Below are 14,973 nucleotides of genomic sequence, written 5' to 3' on the forward strand. Positions count from 1 at the left end.
GCGGCGGTCCTGCTGAGACCGACCTCGAGCGTGTCGCGGAGCTCCCGGGAGGGCAATGACGCCTGCAGCGAGGGGGCGGCCGGGATCCAGTATCCCGCGTTGTCCTCGGTCTTCTGCGGGATGTACCGGACGCTGTATGCGCCCGCCTCGGGCATCAGTTCCTGGCCGTCCCAGGGGGTGGAGACGAGGGGGAAACGTACGGTGAATCGGTTGCTTCCCTGGTTACGCGTGACGTTGAGGGACACCTGATCCGCTTCAATCACCGATTTGCCGCTGGAGAGCACGAGGCGCGGGGCGTGGATGCTCGTGAAATCGGCCGTTCCCAGAACCGTCAGGTACCGCCCGTCAGCGGAGACGGTCAGGTCGTCTGCTTCGACCCGGTAACGCCGTTCCTCGAGAGCGAGGAAGCCATAACCGGTGAGCCTCAGCCGAAGTCGCCGTGACCGGTCGAGGTCATGCTCGAATGCGGCACTGCCCGGACGCCACGCGATCGGCTGGGGCGTCTTGAATCCGCTGTCCAGTCGCAGGTCCCACTGGTGTTCCGTGCGGGGAGAGGCCTCGGCAGCGAGGCGCGGGACGACCAGGCGGTAGTCGGCAACGTTCCCGCGGACGTCCACGCAGACGGCGGTCTTCCGGATGGCGAGCTTCGCGCACTCGACCGTGATCTTCGACGCCAGCGGCGCGGAGTGTGCCTCCACCGTGATCGTGAGGGTGCGCCCTTCGAGCTGGACGGCCGTTGCCGAATACATGGGCGCGACCCGGACGAGGGTGAGACCGGTTCTCGGCTTGAACTCCAGAGCGACGCGGCGTTCTCCGACCATGGGCGCGATGGGCACCGTGCCGGCAGCGCCCGCTGTCTCCCGGCGGGTGACGGCCGACTCCAGGACACGGTCGTATGCCTTCAACCGCAGCTTCAGCGACCAGGACGAGGTTGTCGAGTCGGCGGCAAGGAGTGTCGCGGGATCGATGGTTGCCGTGAAACCGCTGTCCGCGTAGCTCGTCCAGTTGTCGTTGGCATCCCAGTCGATGCCGGGCTCGCGGTATCTCTCGACGCCGAGCGTCTGGATTTCGACACCGTCGGGATCGATGACGGCGGCCTCGATCGCCAGGGCGCCTGCCACGGGATCGATTGATGGGATGTAGGCGTGGCCGGTGACCCTGAGGCTCCCGTCGTCGTTCCAGTCCAGCCCGGTGATCTTGCTCGTGACCCGCAGGTCGACGTCCTGGCAGGTGAGCAGCTCCTCCGACGGTCGCCGGGTCAATTCGGCGAGGTAGGGCGGTTGCGCGAGGAGCGCCCCCTGCCGGAACGCCGTGGCGAAGGAGGACCCCAGGTCGCTGCGTGAGCCGCAGATGGTGATGACGTCGGTTCGATTGTCATCGAGCACGGCCGCGAGGATGAGGCGGTTGTGGAGTCGCACATCGTCCCAGGCGATGGACCCGAGAGCCGCCAGCTCCTGCGTCCCATGGACGAGGACTGACCAGTAGGAGTCGTCCGTGCGTGGGACGACCTCGTAGAAGGGGAAGAGGTCCGAGCCGAGGAGGCGTGTGAGCCAGCGATCCGTCAGGTCCGGCGAGGACCAGCCGGCAGCTTCGGCCATCACCCGAGTCATCCGCTGCAGGTATTCGGCCAGGATCTCGGTGCTGCACAGCTGTTCCCGGGTGAGGGAATCGCTTCCAGCGTCGCCGATGACGTCGCTGATCCTGCCAGGCAGGAGATCGATGGTCGCCGCCCGCAGATACGCGGTGCGGACCACCTCGGCCTGCCAGAGTGCGCCATCGGTATCGACGCCTGCCAGCTCCTCGAGCCAGAAGGACCTCGAGAAGACCTTGTTGCTCAGGTACGCATCACCGGCCAGGTCCGGTGAGTGCTTCAGGGTTGTCGTGAGGTTCTCGGTCCCGTGCAGCGCACTCTGGTCCACCGGCGTCACGAACTTCTGGCCCTTCCGCACTCCGACCGTGCCGACGGCAAGCTCAGCCCCGGAGGCCTTCAGGGACCTGATCGCGGCGGCGACGGCACCGGCGGCCAGGATGTCCCCCGCGGTCAGGGACATGACCCAGCGGGTGGTCGCATTCGCGACTGCCAGTTGGCGGGCTGCCGGCGTGGACAGCCCTTCCTCCGACCGGAAGGTGATGCGGCCGTCCCGCTGCACGTACGGAGCTACGCCACCGGCGATTCGGTCGTCCCCCGTCGTGTCGAGCACCACGACTTCGAGGGGAGCAGATTTCTGCGCGAGGATGCTCTTGAGCGTGGCTACCACGTTCTGCGTGCTGTCCTCGACGATCACGGAGATGGCGATCACCGGCTTCTGGACCGGAACAGCGGACAGGGCTCCGGCCGAGGCGAGGGTCGAGACCGTGCGCTTTACTTTCGCGGCGTCCGCCGGGTGGATGGACTGCCGCAGCTTCTTCCGTTGTTCCGCCGGCAGCTTCTGCCACGCCGTGCGCAGCTGCCGTTCGGCTAGCCGGCGGATGCCGGACACGGCGTCGTCCGCGGTGGTCCAACGTGCCATAAGTGCTTGTCCTTCGAGAGGTCGATCAGGCGTTCACGGTGACTCGTGCGTCGAGCTCCTGGTTTGCCCGCTCCAGGTCGTCGGCGAAGTCGACCTCCACAGCATAGAAGTTGCTGATGTCCACGGGCGTGTACTGCACGCCGTCCTTGGCGATGGTGAGCTCGATGCCGCGCTCGAAGTAGTCCTGATCGCCGACCTGCGCCAGGCGCTTGATCAGCTTCTTCTTGTCCTTGGACGAGATGTAGTTGATGCCGACGGCTTCACCCAGTGCGTTCTCGACGGACTTGGAGAGGTGCTCGATGTGCCCGTTCTCATCGACCGTGTACTTGACTTCCTCGTCGCTGACGGAGGACATGTCCACCGATACGAAGGAGAGATCCTGCTCGATGAAGGGCCGCAGGTACTTGACGATCTCGGGAGCGAAGACGACGTCACCGTTCATCCAGAGAACGCCGCCCTTGGTCGAGTTGCGCAGCGCCTTGAGGAGACTCTTCGAGGTGTTCGTCTGGTCGAAGGCCTCGTTGTAGACGAAGGATGCGTTGGGGACGTGCTCGAGGATCATCTCCAGCTTGAATCCGACGACGATCGAGAGGCGCAGCTTCTTCTTGAACTCGGAAGACAGGTTCTGCACCTGCTGCTGCATGATCGTCCGTCCGTCGCTTAGTTCGGTGAGCGGCTTCGGATGGGGGCGCGCGAGTCGAGTTCCCATACCCGCAGCGAGGATTACTACCTGCACCGTCATAATGTGTCCTGTCGAGAATTGCGCTGTGTGGGCAGGGAACATGATCGACGAGACGCCACACCACGAGACCTTTTCCAGTCGCACCACTATGCTGCGGTACCCCCGGCCACGATGATACAGGAGCGGGGCTCGATAGTAGATCCCCGGGGCTGACCCGGCTGTCATTCGGAGTTCAGAACGGCGCTGTTAGGAGCAGCTCCACATTCTGGTCCTCGGCTCCGCCCGTCACCGACCCGGCGTCCAGTCCCGGACGGTTCGCCGCGAGCTCCAGGCTCAGTGCGGCCAGCGATTGCGGCGTCTGGCCGGCGTCATGCCGGACATCGTCGGCGGAGGAATGATCGACGAGTGTGGCGACGATCGACAGCGTGCCGTCCTGGTTGTCCAGGAGTTCGACGACGCGCGACTGCTGGGGGAAATCGATCAACGAGGCCGTGGTGATCTCCCATATGCCCCCTGAGGCCGAACGGCCGCGATGGGCTTCCACCTTGTGGCGGTGCTCGTGACCGTTCATCCAGAGCACGAGATTCGGGAATCGCGTGAGGATCCCGAGGACGTCGTCGCGTGCAATGGATTCTCCGCCGTCCTCGTGCGACGATGCGTCGTCCTCGAAGGCCCGAAGGGGATGGTGGCTGAAGAGCACCACGAGCTTGTCCTCGACATCCGCTGTCACGGTGTTCCCCTCGTCATCGTGGTAGGTGCTGGACACCCCCTGCAGTTGCTCGGTCAGCCAGGAGGCTTGTTTCCGATCCAGGACAGCGCGGCCACCGCCGTCGGGGCTCGTCGTGTTGAGCATGATCCCGCGGACCTCGGCCGAGAGGTCGAATGCATAGTAGAGGGCGTCCATCGCTGGCGGTTGGTCGACAGCGTCGCCGGAAGACAGGAGAGCGGCCCTGAACCTCGGTTTGTCGAACACCTTGCGCGTGCTGGATGCGGCGATGCTCCGTGACGGCATCGCGGCGACGAGTCGCTCCCGATCCTCGTCAGTGCCGTCGGCCTCTTTCCAGAACTCGTCCTCGGTCATCCCCTCCGGCAGTTCCACCGGAAGACGGGACCCTGTCCGCACCAGGTCGGTGAGCCGTTCGCCTCCGGAGATGCGCGAGCCGCCGAACCGGCCGGTCTCGTCATGGTTGCCGAAGCCCGGATAGTGGGGGAAGGCCGCCCCCGGGGCCTCGATGGCCCGGCTCGCGGCGGATAGCAGCCCGGGGACGGTCGGGTAGCCGTACTGCTTCTTCCAGTTGTCGGGCTCGGAGTTGTCGGGCTCGGGGTCGGGGTGCCAGACGTCAGCAGCAAGGGCGCGTGGAGCCCGGCCGTGGTCCTGAATGCCCTCGTAGGAACCTCCGGGGTTCGACGTCGCGCTACCGCCGTCGAGCACCGCCACTGCCGCATCCAACTCGCTGATGGCAAAGGAGTTCGTGATGTCTCCGGTGATCACCAGGCCGTCGAGCGGACGTCCGCTCTCGGGTCCCTGCCCGAGAGCGTTGAAGGCCCTGACGGTCGCGTCGAGTACGTGAAGGGTGAGGACGTCATGCGGCCGGAACCTTCCGGATGTCGGGTAGCCGTCCGGGAAGTCCAGGTACTGCCACAGGAAGGAGAGCCGGCCCGGATTCGCCGCGTCCAGGATGTGTGGGTCCGTGATGTGTCCGAAGGCCGCTCTGGCCACCGGTTCCGGCCCGGCTCCGTCAGGTCGCGACGCGAGGTCATCGCGCAGCAGGGTCTTCATCCCATCACCGTTCTCGAGCACCCGGTAGGGCAGGTCCTCGGACAGTCGGGCCCCCAGCCGGACAGATCGTTCGCGGGTGCTCGCGCGGCGCGGCGGAGTACTCGGTCGGTCCTCGGCGGAGCAGCCACTGAGGGGGGTGAGCGTCGCGACAGCCGCGGCCAGCGAGAGTTGCAGGAGTCTGCGGCGCGCAATGGGACGGGGCGGATTATTCGGGGACAGGGCGTGGTCCTTCAGGAGCGTCGGGGCGAGGGAGGGCGCGATACGGTGCTCCTCCGGTGGTGTCACTGCATCGCTGATCTATTGCGCGCTGAGGACACCTGTCGTCGCCTCATCTGTTCGCGGCATGAAGTCCGGAAGTCGCGTGCCGACGCCGAGCAGCTGCTCGAGCGCGGCCACCACCCGTTCGGCAGCCCTGCCGTCTCCATAGGGGTTCACCGCCGTAGCCATCGACGAGTAGTGGTCGTCGTCGTGGAGGAGCGCCGTCACCCTCTCGACGATGAGGTTTTCATCCGCCCCGACGAGCGCGACGGTACCCGCGGTGACCGCCTCCGGCCGCTCCGTGTTCTCCCGCATCACCAGGACCGGCTTGCCGAGGCTGGGGGCTTCCTCCTGCACTCCACCCGAATCCGTCAGCACGACGGCGGCCAGGGAGAGGAGGCGGGCGAACTCGCCGTAGGCGAGGGGCTCCGTGAGGACCACGTTCGGAAGCTCCCTGAGCGGAGGGACGATCGCCTCCCGCACCACCGGGTTCATGTGGAGGGGCAGCACCACGATCAGGTCCGGCTCGTTGACCGCGATCCGGGCGATCGCGCGTGCCATGCCGCGCATGGCCGCTCCCTGGTTCTCCCTCCGGTGCGTCGTGACGAGCAGGATCCGACGGCCCGTCCCGGCCAGCGCCTCGAGCCGGGGATCCGAGAACGGGTGGTGCTGTCGGACCACCTGGAGCAGCGCGTCGATGACTGTATTCCCGGTGATGACGATGTCCCCCGCCGGGACGTTCTCCGCGAGGAGGTTCTTCCGGCTGATGCTGGTGGGGGCGAGGTGGAGTGCGGCGATCTGCGAGGTGATCTTGCGGTTCGCCTCCTCCGGGAAGGGGGACCGCAGGTTCCCCGACCGGAGTCCCGCTTCGAGGTGCACCACGGGGATCTGCCGGTAGAACGCCGCGATCGCCGCGGCGGTGGACGTGGTCGTGTCGCCCTGGACGAGTACCGCTGCGGGCGGGTCCTGGAGAAGCAGGGGACTCAGGCCGTCGATCGTCCTCGTCATGATGGAGTGCAGTTCCTGTCCGTGCACCAGGATGTCGAGATCGTGATCGGGCGTGATGCCGAAGAGTTCGTTGACCTGGTCGAGCATCGCGCGGTGCTGGCCCGTGACGGTCACACGGACGTCCAGGGTCCTCGACCTCCTGAGCGCGGTGATGACCGGTGCGATCTTGATGGCTTCCGGACGGGTACCGAAGACGAGCATGACAGTTTTCAAGGCATCCCCCGACGCGGCGAATAGGGCAAATCCCGAGTATAGGCGGTGGGGCAGGACGGCACGGTCGCCCAGGAATCGTCGTCGGCCACTCGGGGCTACCAGGACGCCGCGTCCTCCGTGTCGGCGTCGGCACGTACCGTGGACGCATGGCCAACTCGGACCCGGTGCCCCAGCCGCATTCACAGACCGCGGGGATGCTCGTCGGTGACGTGACGGAAAGCGTCCTCCTCTCGAAGATCCTGCCACTGCTGGACCAGGGCGGCGGTGCCCTGCTCGGCCCCGGCGACGATGCCGCCATCGTGGCGTCTCCCGACGGCAGGACCGTGATCAGCATGGACACCCTCGTCGAGGACCACGACTTCCGGCTGCTCCGGCCCAACGGCTTCCACACCACCGGGTACGACGTCGGCTGGAAATCCGCGGCCCAGAACCTGAGCGACATCAACGCCATGGGCGGCTCGGCGACCTCCCTGGTGGTGAGCCTGACCCTCCCGCCGCAGACACGTGTGGACTGGGTCGAGGACTGCGCCCGGGGTCTCGCCGCCGCCATCCGCGATCTCGGTGCCGCCGGTTGCGCCGTCGTCGGCGGTGACCTCGGCGCCGGAGCGCAGCTCGTCATCACGGCGGCCGTCACCGGGACACTGGGAGGCAGGCCTCCCGTGCTCCGCTCGGGAGCGCAGGAGGGGGATGTCGTCGCCGTCGCGGGGACACTCGGCCGCGCCGCGGCGGGCCTCGCCATCCTCGAGGACGGCCGGCCGGTCGGGGAGTTCGGTCCGCTGGGCGAGGAGCTCGTCGCCGCGCAACTGCGGCCCTGCCCGCCGCTCGCCGCCGGACCGGCAGCCGCGGCCGCCGGGGCGCGCGCGATGCTCGACATCTCCGACGGGCTCGTTCGCGACGCCGGGCGGATCGCGACGGCGAGCGGCGCCGGGCTCGACCTCGACCCGGAGGTACTGCGGGAGTACGCAGCTCGGCTGGCACCGGCAGCGGAGCAGCTGGGGGAGGACCCGATGGACTGGGTGCTCGGCGGCGGCGAGGACCACGGGCTCCTCGCCGCCTTCCCGCGGAATGCCCTGCTGCCCCCCGGGTTCACTGCGGTAGGCTCGATGGTGTCGGGCAAGCCGCTGGTGACACTGGCGTCACGGCCGACAGCTCTCCGGGGATGGGATCACTTTGCACACTAAGGTCACCGCTAACGCTGTTGCGATGAAGCGATGGTTGGGCAGGGCCGAAGAGTCGCTCGGCAACCACAGCGACCGGCTCAACGCCATCAACATCTTCCCCGTGGCGGATGGCGATACGGGGACCAACCTGTACCTGACGGTCCGCTCCGCAGCCCGCGCAGCACACGACGCCGAGACCTCCGACCTCGGGGAACTGCTCACCATCGCGGGCCGGGCAGCGATGGAGGAGGCCCTCGGCAATTCGGGGACCCTGTTCGCCGTCTTCCTCGCCGCCTTCGCCGAGCCCCTTCACGGAACGACCCGCCTGACCTGCACCCTCCTGGCGGCCTCCCTGCACCGTGCGCAGATCCGCAGCTGGTCCGCGCTGAGCGATCCGGTCCCCGGCACCATGCTCTCGGTCCTCGAAGCGAGCGCGCGGGGATCGGCCGAGACCGCCGCAGGCCTTACCGCCGACGACAGCAACCATGCCCTCGCCCTCACGCTGAGGGCCTCCGTGCAGCACGCACTCCGGGCGGTCGTACGCACCGAGAGCCAGCTGGGCCCGCTCACCGACGCGAAGGTGGTCGACGCCGGGGGCGTGGGCTTTCTTCTCATCCTCGACGCGCTCCGTGCCTCCGCCCTCGGCGAGGAGCTGCAGGACGAATTGCTCGACGGCCTCCACGGCTACGACATCCAGTCCCCGCACATCCACAACGGTGGGGACGCCGACGGCGTCGAGGTCATGTGCACGATCAACCTCAGTCCCCTCGACGCTGCCACGCTGCGCCTCCACCTCGATGAGCTGGGCGACTCCGTGATCATGAGCGCCGTCACCGCGGTGGAGGAGGGCTACCGCTGGCGCGTCCACGTCCACGTGCCCGACGCCGCCCCCGCCCTCGCGCTCATCCACCAGGCCGGGAACCCCGTGAACATCACGGTGACCCAGCTCGCCTCGCCCCCCGTAGGAGCCGAGGCCGGTGACTCCTGACACGGTGCGGTCGGTGGCCGCCTCCGAGCTCGACGCGCCGCTCGACCGTCACCTCGGGCCGGTCGCGAAGCAGCTGGCCAAGCACTTCTCCATCTCCACCGTCGGCGAACTGCTCAACCATTTCCCGCGCACCTACCTCAAGCGGGGCGAGCTGACGCCTATCGCGGATGTCCCGGTGGACGAGGAGGTGACCCTGATCGCCCGCGTGCAGTCGGCGAACTCGCGCAGGATGCACACGCGCAAGGGGATGCTGCTGGAGGTCATCATCACCGACGACGCCGACGGCGGCATCGGCGGCATGAACCTGACGTTCTTCAACGGTTATGCCGCGGAGCGCGAACTGCGCCCCGGGGTCCGCGCCACGTTCTCCGGCAAGGTGACGGTGTACCGGGGGCGGCTGTCGCTCACCAATCCGCGCTACGTCCTCCTCGACGAGGGCGACGACGACCCCGAGTACCTCAACCGGCCCATCCCCGTCTATCCGGCGGTGGAGAAACTCGCCAGCGACCAGATCGCCGTCGCGGTCGGCACCATCCTCGACACCCTGCAGCTCTCGGACCTCGACGATCCGGTGCCCGCCTCGATCGCGCGCCGCGACAAGCTCATGAGCCTCGCCACGGCCTACGAGCTCGTGCACCGGCCGCCCCAGGTGGAGGACGCCTACCGCGCCCAGCACCGCTTCCGGTACCAGGAGGCCTTCGTCCTCCAGGCGGCCCTGGCGCGCCGTCGGGCACTGGCGGCACGTGAGGAGGCCACCGCACGGCCGCCGCACGCGGGGGGCCTGCTGGACCAGTTCGACGCGCGCCTGCCCTTCACCCTCACGCAGGGGCAGCTCGACGTCGGACGGACACTCGCCGAGGACCTCGCCCGCGACCATCCCATGAACCGGCTGCTGCAGGGGGAGGTCGGCTCGGGCAAGACCCTGGTGGCACTGCGCGCCATGCTGCAGGTCATCGATGCCGGCGGACAGGCGGCACTCCTCGCACCCACCGAGGTCCTCGCCGCCCAGCACCTCCAGTCCATCACCCGGACCCTCGGCCCGCTCGCCGAGGGCGGGATGCTCGGCAGTGCCGCGGACGGCACGCGCGTGGTCCTGCTCACCGGATCGATGTCCACGGCGCAGCGGAAGAGATCCCTCCTCGACGCCGCGTCCGGAGACGCCGGCATCGTCATCGGGACGCACGCCCTCCTGTCCGACAACGTGGAGTTCTTCGACCTCGGCCTGATCGTCGTGGACGAGCAGCACCGGTTCGGGGTGGAGCAGCGAGATGTGCTGCGCACCAAGGCCCGCACCTCCCCGCATGTGCTGGTCATGACGGCGACGCCCATCCCGCGGACGGTCGCCATGACCGTGTTCGGGGACCTCGAGACCTCCACGCTGTCGGAGCTGCCCGCGGGCCGCTCGCCGATCTCCACCCACGAGGTCGGCCTCACCGAGCACCCGGCCTGGATCGACCGCGTCTGGTCTCGGGCGCGCGAGGAGATCGACGCGGGCCGGCAGGTGTATGTGGTGTGCCCCAAGATCGGCGACGACGGGAAGGCGGAGGAGGATGCCGCGGAGGCGCTCTACGCGGAGCCCGGCGCCGAGCGGAAGTCCGGAGGCCCGCAGGAACTCACGAGCGTCGTCGGGCTCTTCGGGTCGCTGGCCGGGGTCCCGCAGCTCCAGGGCGTCTCCAGCGGGATGCTCCACGGGCGCATGGACCCGCAGGAGAAGTCGGAGGTCATGGCGCGCTTCGCCGACGGCGCCGTGCAGCTGCTGATCGCCACGACGGTGATCGAGGTCGGCGTCGACGTCCCGAACGCCACGCTCATGGTCATCATGGACGCAGACCGCTTCGGCATCTCCCAGCTCCACCAGTTGCGCGGGCGTATCGGTCGCGGCGGGCACGCGGGCACGTGCCTCCTCGTGACCAAGCTCGAGCCCGACCACCCGAGCCGTGAGCGCCTCGCCGCCGTCGCCTCCACGACCGACGGCTTCGAGCTCTCCCAGAAGGACCTCGAACTCCGGCGGGAGGGCGACATCCTCGGCGCCTCGCAGTCCGGTGGCCGGTCGGCCCTGCGGTTCCTCAAGATCACGCAGCACGGGAAGGTCATCGAGAAGGCGCGCGCGGATGCCCAGGAGATCGTGGCGGGGGACCCGGACCTGCGCGACTACCCGGGTCTCGCCCTCGCGATCGACCTCTACCTGAACCCCGAGAAGGAAGCATTCCTCGAGAAGGGCTGAGGATTCCTTCTCCGCACCTGAGGATGTAGCATCCTTTCCATGACGCAGATACGGATCGGTGACGCCGCTCGCTTCCTGGGCGTCAGCGACGACACCGTCCGCCGATGGATAGACGGCGGCATCCTCGGAAGCGCCAGGGACTCCTCGGGAAGGGCCGTGGTCGACGCGCTGGAACTGGCCCGGCTCGCACGCCAGAACGCCGTCCTGCCCGGGGACCCCTCGGACATCGGGCGTTCCGCCCGCAACCGGTTCGTCGGCATCGTCACCGACATCGTGATGGACACCGTCATGGCGCAGGTGGAGCTTCAGTGCGGGCAGCACCGCGTGGTGTCGCTGATGAGCAGCGAGGCCGTCCGCGACCTCGGACTGGAGCAGGGCTCCATCGCCATCGCCGTGGTCAAGGCCACCACCGTGATCATCGAGACCCCTGGCGGGAAGGCCTGATGATGCCGCGACCGGCCCTGGCCCCGCGCCGGCGCGCCGCCCCGCGATCCGCCCCGCGATCCGTCGCCCGATCCGCCGTCGTGCCGGTCGCCGTCCTCCTGTTCACCGCCGCCTGCGGCTCGTCCGGCGCGCCGGCCGGGGATGCCGGGGGACCGGACGGAGCGGCCGACGGCAGCGTGACGGTCTTCGCCGCAGCCTCGTTGCGGGCGTCCTTCACCGACCTCGCGGCCCGGTTCGAGGAGGCGCACCCGGGCGCGGACGTCCGGCTCAACGTCGCCGGTTCGTCCGATCTCGTCACGCAGATCATCGAGGGTGCTCCCGCGGACGTCTTCGCCCCGGCCGACACCGCGAGCATGGACCGGGTCGAGGCCGCGGGCCTGCTGCGCGGGACGGCGGTCGATATCGCCACCAACACGCTCCGGCTGGCCGTCCCGTCCGACAACCCCGCCGACATCGCCTCGCTCGCCGACGCAGCCCGCCCGGGCGTGAGAACGGTCGTCTGCGCGGAACAGGTCCCGTGCGGAGCGGCTGCGGCGAGGATCGAGGAGGCCGCAGGCATCGACCTGGACCCCGTCAGCGAGGAATCGTCCGTCACGGACGTCCTCGGGAAGGTGGCTTCCGGTGAGGCGGACGCCGGCCTCGTCTATGCCACCGACATCCGGGCGGCAGGAGACACGGTCCTCGGCATCGACGTCCCCGAGGCCTCCGACGCCGTCACCACCTATCCCGTCGCGGCACTGGCCGATGCGTCGGACCCCGCGACGGCGCAGGCGTTCGTCGACTTCGTGGCCGGTCCGGACGGTCGGGCCGTCCTCGGGGCAGCGGGTTTCGGTGCGCCCTGACCCGCGCCCTGATTCGCTGTCGGTCCAGCCATGGGAGACACAGTGGTGAGGACGACGGCGGCCCTTCCCCGCTGGGTGGTGCTGATCGCCGTCATCGGCGGTCTGTTCGTCGTCGTCCCGCTCGCGGCCATGGCGCTCCGGGTCGACTGGCCCCGGTTCATCCCCCTCGTCACCTCCGAGAGCGCCGAGGCGGCCCTGCTGCTCAGCCTGCGGACCTCCCTCACCGCGACGGCCCTGTGCATCGTCTTCGGCGTGCCGATGGCGCTCGTCCTCGCCCGGACCTCGTTCCGCGGACAGCAGGTCCTCCGGTCCCTCGTGCTGCTGCCCCTGGTCCTCCCACCGGTCGTCGGCGGCATCGCCCTGCTGTACACCTTCGGCCGGCGCGGGCTGCTGGGGAGCAGCCTGGACGTCCTCGGGATCGACGTCGCCTTCTCGACGACGGCGGTCGTGATGTCGCAGGCCTTCGTGGCCCTGCCGTTCCTCGTCCTCAGCCTCGAGGGGGCGCTCCGCTCGGTCGGTACGCGCTACGAGGCCGTCGGAGCGACCCTCGGCGCCGGACGGTGGACGGTGCTCCGGCGGATCACGCTGCCCCTCGTGCTGCCCGCTCTGGTCTCGGGGTCCGTGCTGTCCTTCGCGCGGGCGCTCGGAGAGTTCGGAGCGACGCTGACCTTCGCGGGTAGCCTCCAGGGGACCACGAGGACGCTGCCGCTGGAGGTCTACCTGCAGCGAGAGACGGACCCGGACGCCGCCGTCGCGCTCTCTCTCATCCTCGTGCTCGTCGCCGTCGCCGTGGTGGGTGTCGCGCACCGCGTGCGGCCCCTCGACGGGGCGGCAGGACCGTTGCCCTTCCGCGCCCCGGCCATGGCACGGCCATGAGCCTCACCTTCAGGGCCCTGCTCCCGGAGCGCAGTTTCGATGTCGCCTTCGACCTCGCCCCGGGGGAGACCCTCGCCGTCCTCGGGCCCAACGGGGCGGGGAAGTCGACGCTGCTCACGCTCGTCGCGGGGCTCCTGGCGCCGGCGGAGGGCCGCGCGGAGCTCGACGGGAAGGTCCTCTTCGACGTCACCGCCCGCCGGAGCGTCCTCACCGAACCCCGCCACCGCGGTGTCTCGCTCCTCGCGCAGGAGGCCCTGCTGTTCCCCCACCTCACGGCACTGGAGAACGTGGCCTTCGGTCCGCGCAGCCGCGGACAGCACCGGGCGGCGGCCCGGTCCACGGCCCGGGACTGGCTCGACCGCGTCGGGATGGGCGAGCTCGCGTCCCGCAGGCCGTCCCAGCTGTCCGGTGGACAGGCACAACGCGTCGCCGTCGCGCGTGCGCTCGCCGCCGATCCGTCGCTCCTCCTGCTGGACGAGCCGCTCGCCGCCCTCGACGTCACCGTGGCCCCCGCCCTCCGCACCCTCCTGCGGGACGTCCTCGCGGACCGCTCCGCGATCATCGTGACCCACGACCCGCTCGACGCCTTCCTGCTCGCCGACCGCGTGCTCATCCTCGAGGACGGCAGGATCGTCGAAGCCGGAGCCACGGCACACGTGCTCACGCGACCCGTCACGCCCTTCGGTGCCCGGCTGGCCGGACTGAACCTCGTGGAAGGACAGGCGACTCCCGCGGGATTCAGGGCGGCCAACGGGCTGGAGGTGCCGCTGGCCGAACACGCACCGGTCGGGGCGCGCCTCGCCCTCACGGTCCGTCCGGCGGATGTGGCCGTGTCCCGCAGGGCGGAGAGCGGGCAGGGCTTCAGCTCCGTCGGAGCGGAGATCGACGACGTCGAGCACCGCGGCGACCACGTGCGCGTGCACGCCGCCGGGCTGGCGGCCGACGTCGCCCCCGCCGCCGTCGTGGCACTCGGCATGGCCCCCGGCGTGCCGGTGTTCCTCGGCTTCCGGCACGAGGACGCAACCGTCTATCCGGTGTAGGACGGCGGTCCGCGCCGTGCCCCGACCGGCGATAGAGTCGGAGGCATGACGCGCATCATCTCAGGAGCCGCAGGCGGCACGACGCTCACCAGCGTCGACGGAAACGGCACGCGGCCGACGACGGACCGCGTGAAGGAAGCACTGTTTTCGAGCCTCGAGTCCTACGGCGTGGTGCACGGGGCGCACGTCCTGGACCTCTATGCCGGTTCGGGCTCGCTCGGGGTGGAGAGTGCGAGCCGCGGCGCCGCCTCCGTGGACCTCGTCGAATCCGCCGATCGGGCCGCCGCCGTCGCCCAGCGGAACGCCGACCTCGTGAACCGCGTCCTCGGCTGGACGGCCGTCCGCGTGCACCGCACGAAGGTCGAGACCTACCTCGATCGGGTGGCCCCCGAACTGACCTGGGACCTCGTCCTCATGGATCCGCCCTACACGGTGCGTGAGGACGGCGTGGTCGCCGTCCTCGCTGCCCTCGAAACGCGCCTGGCGGAGGGGGCCGTCGTCGTCGTCGAGCGATCGGCGCGGACACCGGAACCCGCGTGGCCCGCGTGGCTCGAACGCTTCTCGGACAAGAAGTACGGGGAGACACGCCTGTGGTTCCTGGAGCCCGTCGTGGAGTCCGATGTGGAGTCCGATGTGGATTCGGATGGCGACTCCGCCGGGGAAGCCTCCGCCGACTAGCAGCTCTCCCTCGCGCGGGCGCAGATAGTGCCGGGCGCAGAAAGGCGCAGAGCGCAGAAGGCGCCGTGCCGGTCCGCCGGCACGGCGCCTTCTGCCATGGGCTAGGCCCGGCGTCGTGTCCTCAGCAGGGCGGTGACGCCGGCGGCGAGTCCGAGCAGGCCGGCGACCAGGCCCGCCCAGCCGACGGCCGACGTCGACCCCGGCGTGCTGGACGCCGTCTGCTCCGCGTCGATCGCCTCGGCGGACGCCTCCGGGGTCACCTCGGCCGCA

At 69.5% G+C, this 14,973-nt stretch carries 12 protein-coding genes; 8 read left to right on the forward strand and 4 right to left on the reverse strand.

What is annotated here, in order from left to right:
- From CVO76_RS12530 to wecB, 4 genes are all read right to left on the reverse strand, one after another.
- Nucleotides 1-2,510: glycosyltransferase (locus CVO76_RS12530; protein ID WP_208739492.1), on the reverse strand; the 2,510-nt coding region annotated here is incomplete at its 3' end.
- 25 nt (nucleotides 2,511-2,535) lie between these two features.
- Nucleotides 2,536-3,252 carry an NTP transferase domain-containing protein gene (locus CVO76_RS12535; RefSeq protein ID WP_208739493.1) on the reverse strand — a complete coding sequence of 239 codons (717 nt, stop codon included), beginning with the start codon at nucleotides 3,250-3,252 and terminating at the stop codon, nucleotides 2,536-2,538.
- A gap of 172 nt (nucleotides 3,253-3,424) precedes the next feature.
- Entirely contained in the window at nucleotides 3,425-5,257 is a 1,833-nt protein-coding gene (locus CVO76_RS12540; protein WP_208739494.1) for a hypothetical protein, read from the reverse strand.
- A gap of 12 nt (nucleotides 5,258-5,269) precedes the next feature.
- Nucleotides 5,270-6,451, reverse strand: a complete 1,182-nt coding sequence (wecB, locus tag CVO76_RS12545) for a non-hydrolyzing UDP-N-acetylglucosamine 2-epimerase (RefSeq protein ID WP_208739495.1) — start codon at nucleotides 6,449-6,451, stop codon at nucleotides 5,270-5,272.
- A gap of 146 nt (nucleotides 6,452-6,597) precedes the next feature.
- On the opposite strand from wecB, the gene thiL reads away from it, so the two are divergent.
- Genes thiL through rsmD form a run of 8 tightly spaced genes read left to right on the forward strand, consistent with a single transcriptional unit; the run spans nucleotide 6,598 to nucleotide 14,703 of the window.
- Nucleotides 6,598-7,632: a thiamine-phosphate kinase gene (gene thiL / locus CVO76_RS12550; RefSeq protein ID WP_432206100.1), complete on the forward strand. Its 1,035-nt coding sequence runs from the start codon at nucleotides 6,598-6,600 to the stop codon at nucleotides 7,630-7,632.
- Between the two features lie 22 nt (nucleotides 7,633-7,654).
- The gene (locus tag CVO76_RS12555) at nucleotides 7,655-8,599 is read left to right on the forward strand and encodes a DAK2 domain-containing protein (RefSeq protein ID WP_208739496.1); all 945 of its coding nucleotides are present in this window, start codon (nucleotides 7,655-7,657) and stop codon (nucleotides 8,597-8,599) included.
- A complete protein-coding gene (locus CVO76_RS12560) occupies nucleotides 8,589-10,823 on the forward strand; it encodes an ATP-dependent DNA helicase RecG (RefSeq protein ID WP_244185949.1) in 2,235 nt (744 codons plus the stop codon). The genes CVO76_RS12555 and CVO76_RS12560 overlap by 11 nt, the downstream gene beginning before the upstream one ends.
- A gap of 39 nt (nucleotides 10,824-10,862) precedes the next feature.
- Nucleotides 10,863-11,267, forward strand: coding sequence for a TOBE domain-containing protein (locus CVO76_RS12565; RefSeq protein ID WP_208739497.1), 405 nt, complete (start codon nucleotides 10,863-10,865; stop codon nucleotides 11,265-11,267).
- On the forward strand, nucleotides 11,267-12,109 hold the full coding sequence (gene modA / locus CVO76_RS12570; protein WP_244185951.1) for a molybdate ABC transporter substrate-binding protein: 843 nt from the start codon (nucleotides 11,267-11,269) through the stop codon (nucleotides 12,107-12,109). The genes CVO76_RS12565 and modA overlap by 1 nt, the downstream gene beginning before the upstream one ends.
- A gap of 30 nt (nucleotides 12,110-12,139) precedes the next feature.
- Nucleotides 12,140-12,985 (forward strand): ABC transporter permease, encoded by an 846-nt coding sequence (locus CVO76_RS12575; protein ID WP_208739498.1) that lies wholly within the window; start codon nucleotides 12,140-12,142, stop codon nucleotides 12,983-12,985.
- The gene (locus CVO76_RS12580) at nucleotides 12,982-14,025 is read left to right on the forward strand and encodes a sulfate/molybdate ABC transporter ATP-binding protein (RefSeq protein ID WP_208739499.1); all 1,044 of its coding nucleotides are present in this window, start codon (nucleotides 12,982-12,984) and stop codon (nucleotides 14,023-14,025) included. Before CVO76_RS12575 ends, CVO76_RS12580 begins: the two co-directional genes overlap by 4 nt.
- 45 nt (nucleotides 14,026-14,070) lie before the next feature.
- Nucleotides 14,071-14,703, forward strand: a complete 633-nt coding sequence (rsmD, locus tag CVO76_RS12585; protein WP_208739500.1) for a 16S rRNA (guanine(966)-N(2))-methyltransferase RsmD — start codon at nucleotides 14,071-14,073, stop codon at nucleotides 14,701-14,703.
- Nucleotides 14,704-14,973: the final 270 nt, after the last annotated feature.

Source organism: Arthrobacter agilis, from assembly GCF_002953615.1.
Classification (GTDB): domain Bacteria; phylum Actinomycetota; class Actinomycetes; order Actinomycetales; family Micrococcaceae; genus Arthrobacter_D; species Arthrobacter_D agilis_B.